Source organism: Gaoshiqia sp. US2, from assembly GCF_059705485.1.
This window is the reverse complement of record NZ_AP048550.1, coordinates 1,896,622-1,910,711: the sequence shown is the minus strand read 5'-3', so window position 1 is coordinate 1,910,711 and position 14,090 is coordinate 1,896,622. Positions and strand designations below refer to the sequence as shown.

The following is a 14,090-nucleotide window of genomic DNA, read 5'->3' as shown; positions in this document are numbered from 1 at the left end:
AAAAAGTTGAAAACGCATTTTCCCCCGGAAGAGGGATGGCGAAAAATTTACAGAAGAATGAAACTAACGCTAAGCTTTACCTTGCTGGTTATAGTCTCTTTGGGCAATTCGTATTCCCAGGTGACCAACCTGTCGCTCACTTTCAAAAACGCCGACATCCGGGAAGTTTTGCAGTCGATTGAAGATCAAACAAATTTCATCTTCTTGTATAAAGATGAAATATTCGATTTCAGCAAAAAACTGTCGCTCGACTTTGAAAACAGGAATTTTAACGAGATCCTCGAAGTTGTCTGCGAACAAGCCAATGTGAATTACGAAATTCACAACCGCCAAATCATTCTGAAAGAAAAATCGATTCCAACCGGAAACAGTCTGTTACAGGAACAGGCCACGGTTTCGGGTCTGGTATCGAATGAACAAGGTGAACCAATACCGGGTGCAACAATCATGGTCAAAGGAACGACCATTGGAACCATCACCGACTTTTCCGGGAGGTTTACCTTAAGAAATGTGCCGCCCGATGCCGTCGTGGTTTGCTCATTCGTGGGAATGAAAGAACAGGAAGTTCGGTTTACCGGTCAGCAATACCTGAACTTTACTCTTTCAGAAGAAACCATCGGGGTGGATGAAGTGGTGGTGGTAGGCTACGGCGTACAGAAAAAGTCGACCTTAACCGGAGCTGTATCGCCGGTGAACGTGGATGATATGAAAAAACGCCGGGTGGCCGAATTGTCGCAGGCCCTGCAGGGCCAGGTGGCCGGCGTGCAGGTAACGCAAAGTACCGGCGCACCCGGCGACGAAATCAACATCCGGATCAGGGGCGAAGGGACTATTGGAAATAACAACCCCCTGTATGTCGTTGACGGAGTTCCTACCCGCGAATTGAACTTCTTAAATCCTTCCGACATTCAGTCGATGACCGTACTGAAAGATGCATCGGCAGCCGCCATTTACGGTTCACGCGCGTCGGCCGGGGTGATTATTATCACCACAAAAAGCGGGGAAAAAGGAAAATCCTTGCTTGATGTAAATTATTACCGTGGCGTTCAGCAGGCCGTTAACCTTCCCAAACTGCTCAACACGCAACAATACCTGAATGTAGTTGAAAAAGCCTGGAACAATGCCGGATACGGAGGTGTAAACCCGTACACCGCCGATAAAGGCCGGGCCGATTTTGCCAACACCGATTGGCTCGACGAAGTGTTTGAAGCCGGTTACTCACAGAATATTCAGTTAACAGCCAGCGGCGGAAATGAGAAATTGCAGTACCTGATTTCGACGGGCTACTACGATCAGGACGGAATCGTGGTTTTTGATAACGACAAGTACCAGCGGTATAACTTCAGGACCAATATCATTGCCGAACTGACCGACCGGATCAAAGTGGGAAGCAATGTGCAGCTTTCTTACGCCATTCAGGATAAACTGTCCTCGAAGGGCGATACCCCCGGTATCATCCGTCATGCCTTGTTGCGTCCGCCGGTTATCTCCGTTTACAAAAAAACGAGCGATCCAACCTATACTGAACGTGATCCGTTTACCGATTTGCCGTTTTACCTGCACAACAACCGCGACGCCGGAGGCTGGGAGAGCGACAAATACGAATGGACGCAAAACCCGGTTGCCCTGGCCTATTTCACCGATGATAAACGTTCGCATTTCAAAACGTTTGGAAACCTTTTCGGCGAAGTGGCTTTTCTGAAAGACAAATCATTGAAATTCAGGACCAATGTAGGGATTGATTTGAACTTCACCCATAACAAAGCCTTTTACCGCAATTTTGGCGATGACGACGGCGGCGGCAATGAACTGGATCAGGGAACAGGCCGCCAAAACCGGCCCAACGGCTTGAATGAGGACCGCGGCGAAGCCTTCACGCTTTCGTGGAACAATACCCTCGACTTACAGAAAACAATCGGTAAACACGCGGTGAATGCACTGATCGGAAGCGAGTTCATCACAAATTATGCATCATCTGTCAGTGCCTCCAGACGACGCTACGAATACGACACCGAAAAATTTACCTACATCGACTTTGGCAGTACGGAGCAGGATTTATGGAACGGCGGAACCGGTTCGGAATGGGCCCTGTTGTCGTTTTTTGCCTCATCGACTTATGTGTACGATTCGAAGTATATGCTTACCGCAAACTTCCGCGCCGATGCCTCCTCGCGTTTTGCCGAAAACAACCAATGGGGCTATTTCCCGTCGGTTTCGGCCGGATGGAAAATTTCCGAAGAAAACTTCATGAAGCCATATGACTGGCTTTCCGACCTAAAACTTCGCGTAAGCGTAGGCCAGCTCGGAAACCAGGAAATTGACAATTATGCCTATCTCACGCTGATCAGAAAAGACGGCGACCGGTATTTGACTTCGCGTTACGGAAACAAGGATCTGAAATGGGAAACAACCACGCAATACAACTATGGAATTGACGCCGGCTTTTTCAAGAATAAGCTGTACCTGTCGGCCGATTATTTCCAAAAAAACACGACCGACATTTTGTTGCCGATTTCCCTTCCCAAATTTGTGGGAGACGTTCAGCCAACCATCGTGAACGCCGGCGAAGTGAGCAATAAAGGAATTGAATTCGGGCTTAGTTTCAGAAACAGTGATAAAGCATTTAAATACAGCATCAACGCCAATATTGCCGCCATCAAAAATAAAGTGGAAAAATTACACCCAAACCTGCCAAGCATTATCGGGCAGGTAACGCGCACCGAAGTCGGCCAACCGTTGAACGCTTACTACGGCTATGTGTTTGAAGGAATTTATCAGAATAACGCAGAAATTACCAGTCATCTTTTTAATACCACCAACCCGACTGTTGTTCCCGGTGATATTCGCTTCAAGGATTTAAACTCGGATGGCCGGATCGATGATACCGACCGCGATTTCATCGGCAATCCAAATCCGGAAGTTCTTTACGGCATAACGTTCTCAGGCAGTTATAAAAATTTCGATCTGTCTTTTCTGTTCCAGGGCGTTGGCGGAGTTGACCGCTACAACGATTCGAAAAAAATTGTTGATTACGATACCCGGCCGTTCAACTACACCACCGGCATACTCGACAGCTGGGACGGGGAAGGTTCGACCAACAGCAGGCCCCGCGTAAGTTTTACCGATAACGGGAGCAGTAAGATTTCGAGTATTTTCGTGGAAGATGCTTCGTTCCTCCGCCTGAAAAATGTGGAGCTGGGTTATTCATTTACCAACATCCGCCGGTTTGGCTTGCAGAATATCCGGCTTTACCTCTCTGCCCAAAACGTGTTTACCATCACCAACTACAGTGGTCTGGATCCGGAATCAACCGACCTAATGGACATGGGAACTTATCCTCAATCCCGTTCATTCATCGCGGGTATTAACCTGACTTTTTAATTAAACGATAAAATCAAACAGATATGAAATCCAGATATAATTTATTTCTCACCGCATTCTTCTTACTTTTTATAAGTTGCGATGATTATTTGAATGAAGATCCTATTGGTTTATTGACCCCGGAACAGGTGAACCTGGACCCGACAGTAACCAGTGTCAGGTACTCCGTCAGTTCGTCGTATCAATTGTTCTCGGGCACCTTAAACATCATTGGCAACTGGGCCTGGGACGATGGTACCGTGACCCGGAATGATTTTATTTTACAGGATATCGCTTCAGACGATATGCAGAAAAAATGGAACCCCGATGGCGACCAGGCCTGGATGGACCAGTTTGAGAATTTTAGCTTTATCGCCTCAAACGGTGGGTTAAACGGGATTTGGAGCTACGACTACGAAGGCATTTCGCGGGCCAACACGGCCATCAGTTACCTGACCGACACGGAGATGATGAGTAAGCTGAACATGGAAACCGCGCTAAAAAACCGGCTGTTAGGCGAATCTTATTTCCTGAGAGCCTTCTATTATTTTGATCTGGTTACTGTTTTTGGCGATGTGCCTTTATTGCTTCGTCCGCTGAATTCATTCGAAGAAGCTTATGAAGTTGCCGTCAGAACGGCAAAAGCTGAAGTGTGGAGCCAAATCAAGGGCGATCTGACGAATGCCAAAGATCTTTTGCCCGCCGGCAAATATCCGGTCGATACCGAAAGATGGCGGGCTTCAAAAGGGGCCGTAATTGCCATGCAGGCCAAAGTAGCCCTCTTCAACCAAAGTTGGACAGAGGTCATCACCCTGGTTGCCGAACTGGAAAACCTGGGCTACTACCAGCTAAATACCAACTATTTCGACAGTTTTGATGTCACGAAAGAATTTGCTGACGATGAAGTCATTTTTGCCTACGATCATCAGTCGTCGCAAACGCCGCAAAAAGGAAACGGACTCTGCGCCTTGCTCGGTTGGGGATTTGTTGCTCCTGAAACAAACTTCATCCAGGCATTTGAAGCCAATGACCCGCGTTTGCTTTACACGGTTGATACCGGCTCCAGAAATGTCAACAAACTGCTGGGCACGCTGGACGGAACCAATAAAGGGAATGACGATTCCCCCAGCAACCGGATCTATATCCGATGGGCCGATGTTTTACTGTGGAAAGCCGAAGCATTACTCGAAACCGATAAAACAAACGATGCCATAAACGTGATCAACAGCATCAGGCAAAGAGCGCGAAACTCCGTAACGGCAAACGGCTCTACTCCGCCGGCAGGTACCCTGCCCGACCGCAACGTGAACGAGACGAGTAAAACGGTGGTGAAGAACTGGCTGATTCATGAACGACGGGTCGAGTTAGGCTTTGAGTCGCACCGGTTTAACGACCTGAAACGATGGGGAATAGCACAGAATGTACTTGGGCCGCGCGGTTTTCAGAATCATCACATGCTGTACCCGATACCGCAGGGCGAAATCGACAAATCGGGTGGAAGTATTACCCAAAATTCAGGGTATTAAGCAACCGGATGTGGTGCCGTCCTGCTTAAGCACAACTTGATTTCAGCGATGAGGCTGTATTGGAAACTGTTCCCGCGATCAGTCAGAACTTATTCCGGCGCAACACCGGCAAACAACAGGCTTCGGACAACAGTTTTTGATACAACCTCATTTGCAACACATTAAAAATAATTTCAAAACAGAAAAGATGAGAATTTTAGTTTTATTGACATGCCTTTTTTTACTGGTGCAATGCCAGGTTCAGAAAACGGAACAAACCGCCCGGTTTTTAATCCCTTTTTCTAAAAACCCGGAGATTAACCCTTGCTTAACTCCTTCCGACAGCCTTTGGTTTTATTGCCCGGTGCGTCAGCACGAAGTTCGTTGGGAAGAGAAAGATGTTTTCAATCCGGCCAGCGCAGTAAAAGGTGATACGGTATTTTTACTTTACCGGGCCGAAGATACTATCGGTAAATACAACGGCACATCACGAATCGGATTGGCCTATAGCCTCGACGGGTACCATTTTCAAAAAGTACCGGCTCCGGTTTTATTTCCCGACGAAGACGAATTCAAGAACTATGAATGGGAAGGCGGATGTGAAGACCCCCGCCTGGTTGAAGATGAAAACGGCGTTTATTTTATGACTTACACGGCCTACGACGGAGATAAGGCCCGGCTTTTCACAGCAACATCCACCGATTTGAGACATTGGACCAAACACGGTTCTGTATTTAAAAAAGCAGGCGACGACTATGTGGCCATGTGGTCGAAAGCCGGATCAATTGTGTGCCGCCAGGAAAACGGGCGAATGATCGCCACAAAAATCAACGGGAAATACTGGATGTACTGGGGCGAATCAAATATTTATATGGCCACCTCCGATAACCTGATTGACTGGACTCCCCTTTTGGAGACCGATCCTCAAAAGATGAAACCGGATACCATGCGCAATTATACTACGTCGTTTCAAATCCTGTTCTCTACACGTGAAGGAAAATTTGACAGCGAATTGGTGGAACCCGGGCCGCCTGCCGTGATTACCGAAGAGGGTATTTTGTTTATTTACAACAGCAAAAACAGCCCTGCGTTCGGCGACAAAAACCTGGCCGACGGAACTTACGCAGCCGGGCAAGTGATACTCGACAAAAATAATCCGGCAAAAGTTCTGCACCGGACCGATCAATGGTTTATTACTCCCGACCAGCCATTCGAAATTACCGGTCAGGTAAACAATGTTTGTTTCGTGGAAGGGTTGGCATTTTTTAAAGACAGATGGCTACTATACTATGGCACAGCCGATTCAAAAATTGCCGTAGCCGAATTAAAGGTAAAACCGGATTAGTTATTAATGCCTCAACGTTATTTTTCCATACTTGCCGGCAACTAAAAACTGAAATAAAGTGGAAAATAAAACGTCTCTGTCAAAGATCCTTCCGGCCTTATTTGGCGCATTCCTGGGCGCTTTATTTGCTGGCTTTATCGTTTAAAAAATAACGGTCATTTATTTTACACCTGAAAATGAGCCTGCCCAAAAATACATCGCGGATTGACCCGTGAATGATTTTTTGGGCAGGCTTTGTTTTTTCCGTCGCTGAACGTTAAAACCAAGCCAAATAAATTCATCGTATTGATGATTGCTTGTCCGATTCTTCATAAGAAAAACCCCGCCAAAAAAATTGACGGGGCTCCTATTTCAATTTTGAATAGCTCTTATTCGGCAAATCTTGCTTTCAAATACTCCCGGTTCAACCGTGCAATATTCGTCAGAGAAATGTTTTTGGGGCATTCCACCTCGCAGGCGCCGGTGTTGGTACAACCGCCAAAACCCAGTTCGTCCATTTTAGCTACCATCGCTTTGGCGCGGCGGGCAGCTTCAACCCGTCCTTGCGGCAGTAAGGCCAACTGGCTGACTTTAGCCGAAACAAACAACATGGCCGATGAGTTTTTACAGGCAGCAACACAAGCCCCGCAACCAATGCACGATGCCGCGTCCATCGCCTCGTCGGCATCCTGTTTCGGAATGGGGATGGCGTTGGCATCGGGTACCCCTCCGGTGTTGACCGAAACATAACCTCCGGCTGCAATAATTTTATCAAAGGCCGAACGGTCAACAATCAGGTCTTTAATAATCGGGAAAGCGGCAGCACGCCATGGTTCAATGGTTACCGTTTCACCATCTTTAAACTTACGCATGTGCAACTGGCAAGTGGTGATATCCTCGTCAGGTCCGTGCGGGCGTCCGTTGATGTATAACGAGCACATCCCGCAGATTCCTTCCCTGCAGTCGTGGTCAAATGCAACCGGTTCTTTGTTTTCGCTGATGAGCTGCTCGTTCAGGATGTCCATCATTTCCAGGAACGAGCTGTCGGTTGAGATGTTATTTACCTTGTAGGTTTCAAAACGACCTTTCTCTTTGGGACCGTTCTGACGCCACACTTTTAATGTGAGATTTATTATTTTTTCCATGATTGATCTCGTTTTAAAAAGCCATTACTTGTAATTACGTTGAACCATCTTCACGCTTTCGTAAACCAGTTCTTCTTTATGAAGTAAGGGTTCAGCATCGTCGCCTTTGTATTCCCAGCACGAAACGAAAGCGAATTTATCATCCTGACGGAGGGCCTCACCTTCTCCGGTTTGATACTCTTCGCGGAAGTGTCCCCCGCAGGATTCCTCGCGGTTCAACGCATCACGGGCCATCAAATCGCCAATTTCGATAAAATCGGCCAGGCGGTTGGCTTTTTCCAATTCAATATTCATTCCGGTGATATCTCCCGGAATGCGGACATTACTCCAGAACTCTTTCTTGATTTCGGCAATACGTTCGATGGCATGTTTCAAACCTTCCTCGTTACGGCCCATGCCAACAAAATCCCACATCACCAGACCAAGCTCTTTGTGCAAACTATCGACTGAGCGGTTACCTTTTATGCTCATCAGCTTTTCGAAACGTGCTTTTACCGCTTTTTCGGCCTCAACAAATTCTTTTTCATCCGTCGTCATTCGCGGAGTGCGGATGTCGTCGGCCAGGTAGTTCTGAACGGTGTAAGGCAATACGAAGTAGCCATCAGCCAATCCCTGCATCAATGCCGAAGCGCCCAGCCGGTTGGCTCCGTGATCGGAGAAGTTGGCCTCGCCGGCAGCAAACAAACCGGGAATGTTTGTTTGAAGTTCATAATCAACCCAAATACCTCCCATGGTGTAGTGGATGGCCGGGTAAATCATCATCGGAGTTTCGTATGGATTTTCGTCAACAATTTTTTCGTACATCTGGAACAGGTTACCGTAACGGGCTTCGATCACGTCCTTACCCAAACGTTCAATCGACGATTTAAAATCGAGATAAACGGCCAAACCGGTACCCACGCCATAGCCTGCATCGCAGCGTTCTTTGGCAGCACGCGAAGCCACGTCGCGTGGCACGAGGTTTCCAAAAGCCGGGTAACGCCGCTCCAGGTAATAATCGCGGTCTGCTTCGGCGATCCGGGTTGGTTTCAGTTTTCCGGCACGAATGGCTTCAGCATCTTCTTTTTTTGCAGGAACCCAGATACGACCATCGTTACGCAGCGATTCCGACATCAGGGTCAGTTTACTTTGAAACTCGCCGTGAACCGGAATACAGGTTGGGTGAATCTGGGCCATACATGGATTGGCAAAGAAAGCGCCCTTGTGGAAAGCCTTAATGGCTGCCGAACCGTTCGATCCCATCGCGTTTGTCGACAGGAAGAAGGCGTTTCCGTAACCACCGGTGGCCAGTACCACGGCATGTCCGAAATGGCGTTGCAATTCGCCGGTTACCAGGTCGCGGGCAATAATGCCACGAGCCTTGCCGTCAACAATCACAATATCAACTAACTCCGTACGCGTGTACATTTTTACAGTTCCGGCATTCACCTGGCGCATCAACGCCTGGTAAGCGCCCAGCAGCAACTGTTGTCCGGTTTGGCCTTTTGCATAAAAGGTACGGCTAACCTGTGCTCCCCCAAATGAACGGTTATCGAGCAAACCCCCGTATTCGCGGGCAAAGGGAACGCCTTGCGCCACACACTGGTCGATGATGCTGTTGCTTACTTCAGCCAAACGATACACATTGGCTTCGCGGGCACGGTAATCTCCTCCTTTGATGGTATCGTAGAACAGGCGGTAAACCGAGTCACCATCGTTTGGATAGTTTTTTGCGGCATTAATACCTCCTTGCGCAGCAATGGAGTGAGCACGGCGGGGCGAATCCTGGATGGTAAAGTTCTTTACATTGAATCCCATTTCACCAAGCGACGCAGCAGCCGAAGCTCCCGCCAAACCGGTGCCAACGATAATGATATCCAGCTTACGTTTGTTTGCCGGGTTAACCAGTTTCTGGTGATCTTTATAATTTGTCCATTTCAGGGCTAAAGGCCCTTCAGGTATTTTTGCATTTAATACGCTCATAATTCAATTTCTTTTCGATTAAAATTTAATCAGGAAATACAAGGGAATGATGGAGAAACCAACCGTTACAACGATGGCGTAAATTTTACCAACAAACTGCAAACGTGTGAGCCAATGTTTATTGGTCAGTCCGATTGTCTGGAATGACGACCAAAACCCATGTCCCAGGTGTAGCCCCAGCAAAACGCCTCCAATCACATAAACGATGCAATAAACAACGCTTGATTTAAACAAACCGGCAACCAAGGTGTACGAATCGTGCATTTCAATACCATCAATTACGACTGCATCCAACGAATGCGGATCAAATTTAATGACGTAGAAAAAGTTCATCACGTGAATCACGAGGAACACGAGTACTAAGGCACCAATAATCAACATGTTACGCGAGGCCCAACTACTTGAGTACGATGCATTGGATTGTGCATAGCCAACCGGTCGGGCTTTGTAGTTTTGATAACTGATTATAAAAGACCAGATAATATGGACAATAAATCCAAGGCCAAGCAGTGGTTCCATCACTTTGATCAGGGGATTTGTTGCCATAAAGTTTGCGCCCAAATTGAATAACCGTCCGCTGTCATCAAAAATCAATAGCAGGTTAATTCCCAAATGCACGCAAATGAACATGATCAGGAAAAGTCCCGAGATGCTCATGATAAACTTTCTTCCGATAGAGGCAGTCAGAAAATTGCTCATAGGATAACTGATTTATATTTATACATTAAAACTTATTATTTAAAAGCACCGCAAAAGTAGGCTTAAGCGGCTTTTCAGCCAATTAAAGCATGTCTAAATTAAATAATTTAAAATGTTTCTAAGCACAATTCGCCGTAAAAAAAAACAAGCTATTGAGATCCAGTGATTTGATTGAAAAATGCTTGTAAAATTTCTGTTAAGAAATCACGGATGAAAACAGGATGAAATCAGCCGGGAATAACCGAAAATGATCAATAAAACGGGAAAAAGCAGCTCCGGTTATGCCGGTAAAACTCCTCAAACATGTTCAATCGTACAAAAAAGTATATTTTTTGAGCTAAGCTCAGCTATTTTTTTGAATAAGCCAGCTTTTTTCTATTTTTGCACCGCTTCAACATGGTTCCATAGTTCAACGGATAGAACGACAGTTTCCTAAACTGTAAATCCGGGTTCGATTCCCGGTGGGACTACTGAATAAAAACACAAAATCCTGTAAATTAATAATTTACAGGATTTTGTGTTTTTCAGAGGACAGCACAGGGGACAGTTTGATCCCTCAGAACCACTGAAACACGTTACCCCACGTCCAAAAAATTGCTAAAAAAAAGAGCCGGCACCCCAGGTAACCAGCTCTTTTTGCGGAGAGAGAGGGATTCGAACCCCCGGACCCGTGAAGATCAACGGTTTTCAAGACCGCCGCATTCGACCACTCTGCCATCTCTCCGTGATGTGGCGGCAAAAGTAGATGATTTTTTTTAAACACAAAATAAAATGAAAAAAAAAATCTACCGGCAAAAAAAAAGTGAGATAAGGTTTGCTTTTTTAAATCTTATTTTAGAATTTTATAAAACTTAAAATTGAGGCGACTAAAAGTATTGATTTTACTGATGTTTTGATAAAATTATGCCGCAATTATCTGATTAATAATAAAACTATGTCAATAAACAAATAATAATAATCAGTTTATTTTTAAACCCTAAACATGTTTTCCTATGAACAAAGCTCAATTAATTGACGCCATTGCCGAAAAAGCAGGCCTTACTAAAGCTGATGCTAAAAAAGCTCTTGATGCATTTGTTGAAGCAACAACTGATGCATTGAAAAATGGCGACCGTGTCGCATTGATCGGATTTGGTTCTTTTGCGGTTTCATCCCGTAGTGCAAGAACAGGTAGAAATCCACAGTCAGGAGCTCCTATTGAAATTCCTGAAAAGAAAGTAGTTAAGTTCAAACCTGGTGCAGAACTTGCAGATACAATCTAGGATTATTTGGAAAAGAAATTAAAAAAGGGAAGCCGGTTAAGCTTCCCTTTTTTAATTTTGCCTGAAAACCGGCACAAAAATCATTCGTAAGTGAAATCGGATGCCGGTTTAAATCTCGGAGAGATGCTTTGTCGTATGAAACGAACCTGATTATGTGAAATAATCGCCGGGCATCATATCCATCCATTAATTGTTGGTGAAGCTATGGATGAAAAACGAATAAACTATTTATCTGAATTTATCACACCCGAACGGCTCGGATTGTTCGAACGTCTGCTGGATCAGCGGACAAAATACCTGACCGTCGCGTTGGAAGACATTTATCAGCCGCAAAATGCCAGCGCAGTGTTACGGTCGGTTGATTGTTTCGGGGTACAGGATGTTTACGTCATTGAAAACGGTAACCGTTTTGAGGTTGACCGGGAAGTAGCCATGGGCGCTTCAAAATGGTTAAATGTGAAAAAATTCAACAAACAGGAAAATAATAGCCTCGAAGCTGTTAACTATTTGCGGAATAAGGGCTACCGGATCGTAGCGACTACCCCGCATGAAGGAGACGTCAGTCTTGAAGATTTCGACCTGAATAAAGGAAAATTAGCCCTGTTTTTCGGCACCGAACTCACAGGAATTTCGGACGTGATCAAAGAGGAAGCCGATGAGTTTCTGAAGATTCCCATGTATGGGTTTACCGAAAGCTTGAATATATCGGTTTCGGCAGCCATTATTTTGCACTATTTGACGCATCAGCTACGGTTTCATTCCCATATCGACTGGAAACTGACGGCTGAAGAGCGTGCAGAAATAAAACTGGAATGGTTGCGTCGTACAATAAAAACAGCAGAGCTCATTGAAGAACAATTTGACATCAGAAATAAGCTGAAAGAATCATGAATGTGTTTATCGAAAAATTCGCGGATGTTAAAATTTTGCGTTACGAACTGACAGGTTTTGAGAAACTGGACCTGAAACAAAAACAATATGTGTATTATCTGAGCAAGGCAGCCCGTTGCGGCCGCGATATCCTGTGGGATCAAAATAACAGGTACAATTTACAGATTCGGAGTTTACTCGAAACCATTTACAAAACTTACCGCGGAAACCGGCATTCCGACGAATTTTCAGCCTTTCTGATTTACCTGAAACGGGTTTGGTTCGCCAACGGAATCCATCATCATTACTCGATGGACAAGTTTAAACCCGGATTTGAGCGTTCGATTTTTGAAAGAATGATGGAGCAATCAGACCTGAAATCTGTTCGTGTTGACACTGATTTGGAAGATATTCTTGATGTTATATTTAATCCGCAGCGCGAGGCCAAACGGGTGAGCCAGGATAGCCGCAAAGACTTACTCGACGAATCGGCCATGAATTATTATCGATCGGTAAATCAAACAGAGGCGGAGCAATTTTATGAAGATAAACGAAAAGTTGCCGGAAAGCAGGCTCCTTCTTTCGGTTTGAACTCACAACTGGTAAAGGAAGACGGAACGTTGAAAGAAGTGGTCTGGAAGGCAGATGGCAAGTACGGAAAGGCTATCCGGAAAATTATTGACTGGCTGGAAAAAGCAGTGCCGTTTGCTGAGAATATCCGGCAGCAGGAGCTGATCCGAAAATTGATCGCGTTTTACGTGACCGGTGATCTCAAATTATTCGACGAATACAGCATCTTGTGGGTCGCCGAAAATGAAGGGATGATTGATTTTGTGAATGGTTTTATTGAAGTGTACGGCGACCCGCTTGGAATAAAAGGAAGCTGGGAGTCGATTGTTAACTATAAAGACATGGAAGGGAGTGAACGGGCCCGGGTATTGTCGGAAAATGCAGCCTGGTTCGAGGCCAATTCTCCGGTGAATGAGCTTTTTAAGAAGAAGGAAGTCAAAGGAGTCAGCGCGAAAGTAATTAACGTAGCCATGCTTGGAGGCGATTGTTACCCGCATACGCCGATCGGAATTAATTTACCCAATGCCGAATGGATCCGGGAGCTTTACGGATCAAAATCGGTGACAATCGAGAATATTACCCACGCCTACTTTCTGGATTCGCTGGGAAACGGTATGCTCGAAGAGTTTGCCGCATCGGCCGAAGAAGTTAAGCGAACCAAAACATACGGACAGTTAGCCGGCAACCTTCACACCGATTTGCATGAATGCCTGGGGCATGGTTCCGGCTTAATGCTCCCGGGGGTTAGCTCGGAGGACCTGAAAAATTATTATTCGACGATTGAGGAAACCCGTGCTGACTTATTTGCCTTATATTACATTGCCGATGATCAATTGTTGCAATTAGGTCTTGTCCCTTCCAAACAATGTGGTATGGCCGAATATGATGCCTATATCCGGAACGGCCTGCTTACGCAGCTCACCCGGATCGAATCCGGAAAAGACCTGGAAGAGTCTCATATGCGCAATCGCCAGCTTATTGCCCGATGGGCCTTTGAGCATGGAAAAGCCGAAAACGTCATCGTCTTTTTTCGTCGGAATAATAAAACTTTCGTCAAAATAAATGACTATGTGCAACTCCGGAAATTGTTCGGCCAATTATTGAACGAAGTTCAGCGGATAAAGTCGGAAGGCGATTATGCCGCGGCCCGACAGTTGATTGAAACCTACGGCGTGAAGGTTGAACGTGATTTACATACCGAAATTCTTGAACGGTTTGGAAAGCTTGATCTTGCCCCCTATTCCGGATTTGTCAACCCGGAGCTTTCGCTGGTCCGAAATTCATCAGGCGAAGTGGTCGATGTTGCCGTTGATTATTCGATGGGGTATACAGAACAGATGTTGAATTATTCGGAGACGTACGGATTCCTGGCATCCTGAAATTTCTTTTGGCT

9 protein-coding genes and 2 tRNA genes are annotated in these 14,090 nt (G+C 45.8%); 7 read left to right on the top strand and 4 right to left on the bottom strand.

The annotated features are described in order from the left end of the window. Positions 1 to 57: 57 nt before the first annotated feature. From AC6H3C_RS07550 to AC6H3C_RS07540, 3 genes are all read left to right on the top strand, one after another. On the top strand, positions 58 to 3,381 hold the full coding sequence (locus AC6H3C_RS07550; protein WP_497520112.1) for a SusC/RagA family TonB-linked outer membrane protein: 3,324 nt from the start codon (positions 58 to 60) through the stop codon (positions 3,379 to 3,381). 23 nt (positions 3,382 to 3,404) lie between these two features. Beyond that, positions 3,405 to 4,886 (top strand): RagB/SusD family nutrient uptake outer membrane protein, encoded by a 1,482-nt coding sequence (locus AC6H3C_RS07545; RefSeq protein ID WP_497520111.1) that lies wholly within the window; start codon positions 3,405 to 3,407, stop codon positions 4,884 to 4,886. 187 nt (positions 4,887 to 5,073) lie between these two features. After that, the gene (locus AC6H3C_RS07540) at positions 5,074 to 6,210 is read left to right on the top strand and encodes a glycoside hydrolase family 130 protein (RefSeq protein WP_497520110.1); all 1,137 of its coding nucleotides are present in this window, start codon (positions 5,074 to 5,076) and stop codon (positions 6,208 to 6,210) included. A gap of 368 nt (positions 6,211 to 6,578) precedes the next feature. Here the strand turns inward: AC6H3C_RS07540 and AC6H3C_RS07535 are convergent, their stop codons facing one another. Genes AC6H3C_RS07535 through AC6H3C_RS07525 form a run of 3 tightly spaced genes read right to left on the bottom strand, consistent with a single transcriptional unit; the run spans position 6,579 to position 9,995 of the window. Further along, a complete protein-coding gene (locus tag AC6H3C_RS07535) occupies positions 6,579 to 7,334 on the bottom strand; it encodes a succinate dehydrogenase/fumarate reductase iron-sulfur subunit (protein ID WP_497520108.1) in 756 nt (251 codons plus the stop codon). Between the two features lie 24 nt (positions 7,335 to 7,358). Then, entirely contained in the window at positions 7,359 to 9,296 is a 1,938-nt protein-coding gene (locus AC6H3C_RS07530) for a fumarate reductase/succinate dehydrogenase flavoprotein subunit (protein WP_497520107.1), read from the bottom strand. An 18-nt stretch (positions 9,297 to 9,314) separates the two neighbouring features. Further along, positions 9,315 to 9,995: a succinate dehydrogenase cytochrome b subunit gene (locus AC6H3C_RS07525; RefSeq protein WP_497520106.1), complete on the bottom strand. Its 681-nt coding sequence runs from the start codon at positions 9,993 to 9,995 to the stop codon at positions 9,315 to 9,317. 398 nt (positions 9,996 to 10,393) lie between these two features. Between AC6H3C_RS07525 and AC6H3C_RS07520 the strand changes: the two genes are divergently transcribed. Next, positions 10,394 to 10,465, top strand: a tRNA-Arg gene (locus AC6H3C_RS07520). A gap of 169 nt (positions 10,466 to 10,634) precedes the next feature. Here AC6H3C_RS07520 and AC6H3C_RS07515 read toward each other — a convergent pair. Then, positions 10,635 to 10,719 (bottom strand) — tRNA-Ser (locus AC6H3C_RS07515). 268 nt (positions 10,720 to 10,987) lie between these two features. On the opposite strand from AC6H3C_RS07515, the gene AC6H3C_RS07510 reads away from it, so the two are divergent. The 3 genes from AC6H3C_RS07510 to AC6H3C_RS07500 all read left to right on the top strand — a co-directional run bounded on the left by AC6H3C_RS07510 (position 10,988) and on the right by AC6H3C_RS07500 (position 14,076). Beyond that, positions 10,988 to 11,257 carry an HU family DNA-binding protein gene (locus tag AC6H3C_RS07510; protein ID WP_423128548.1) on the top strand — a complete coding sequence of 90 codons (270 nt, stop codon included), beginning with the start codon at positions 10,988 to 10,990 and terminating at the stop codon, positions 11,255 to 11,257. Positions 11,258 to 11,461: 204 nt separating this feature from the next. Further along, positions 11,462 to 12,148, top strand: a complete 687-nt coding sequence (locus AC6H3C_RS07505; protein ID WP_497520105.1) for a TrmH family RNA methyltransferase — start codon at positions 11,462 to 11,464, stop codon at positions 12,146 to 12,148. Next, complete coding sequence (locus AC6H3C_RS07500; protein WP_497520104.1) at positions 12,145 to 14,076, top strand: dipeptidyl-peptidase 3 family protein; 1,932 nt, start codon at positions 12,145 to 12,147, stop codon at positions 14,074 to 14,076. The genes AC6H3C_RS07505 and AC6H3C_RS07500 overlap by 4 nt, the downstream gene beginning before the upstream one ends. The last annotated feature ends 14 nt before the right edge of the window (positions 14,077 to 14,090 follow it).

Excerpts from the sequence above, each read along its gene's own strand:
- AC6H3C_RS07525 (WP_497520106.1), bottom strand. The coding sequence starts at position 9,995 with ATGAGCAATTTTCTGACTGCCTCTATCGGAAGAAAGTTTATCATGAGC.
- AC6H3C_RS07505 (WP_497520105.1), top strand. The coding sequence starts at position 11,462 with ATGGATGAAAAACGAATAAACTATTTATCTGAATTTATCACACCCGAA.
- AC6H3C_RS07540 (WP_497520110.1), top strand. The coding sequence starts at position 5,074 with ATGAGAATTTTAGTTTTATTGACATGCCTTTTTTTACTGGTGCAATGC.
- AC6H3C_RS07545 (WP_497520111.1), top strand. The coding sequence starts at position 3,405 with ATGAAATCCAGATATAATTTATTTCTCACCGCATTCTTCTTACTTTTT.
- AC6H3C_RS07510 (WP_423128548.1), top strand. The coding sequence starts at position 10,988 with ATGAACAAAGCTCAATTAATTGACGCCATTGCCGAAAAAGCAGGCCTT.
- AC6H3C_RS07500 (WP_497520104.1), top strand. The coding sequence starts at position 12,145 with ATGAATGTGTTTATCGAAAAATTCGCGGATGTTAAAATTTTGCGTTAC.
- AC6H3C_RS07550 (WP_497520112.1), top strand. The coding sequence starts at position 58 with ATGAAACTAACGCTAAGCTTTACCTTGCTGGTTATAGTCTCTTTGGGC.
- AC6H3C_RS07535 (WP_497520108.1), bottom strand. The coding sequence starts at position 7,334 with ATGGAAAAAATAATAAATCTCACATTAAAAGTGTGGCGTCAGAACGGT.
- AC6H3C_RS07530 (WP_497520107.1), bottom strand. The coding sequence starts at position 9,296 with ATGAGCGTATTAAATGCAAAAATACCTGAAGGGCCTTTAGCCCTGAAA.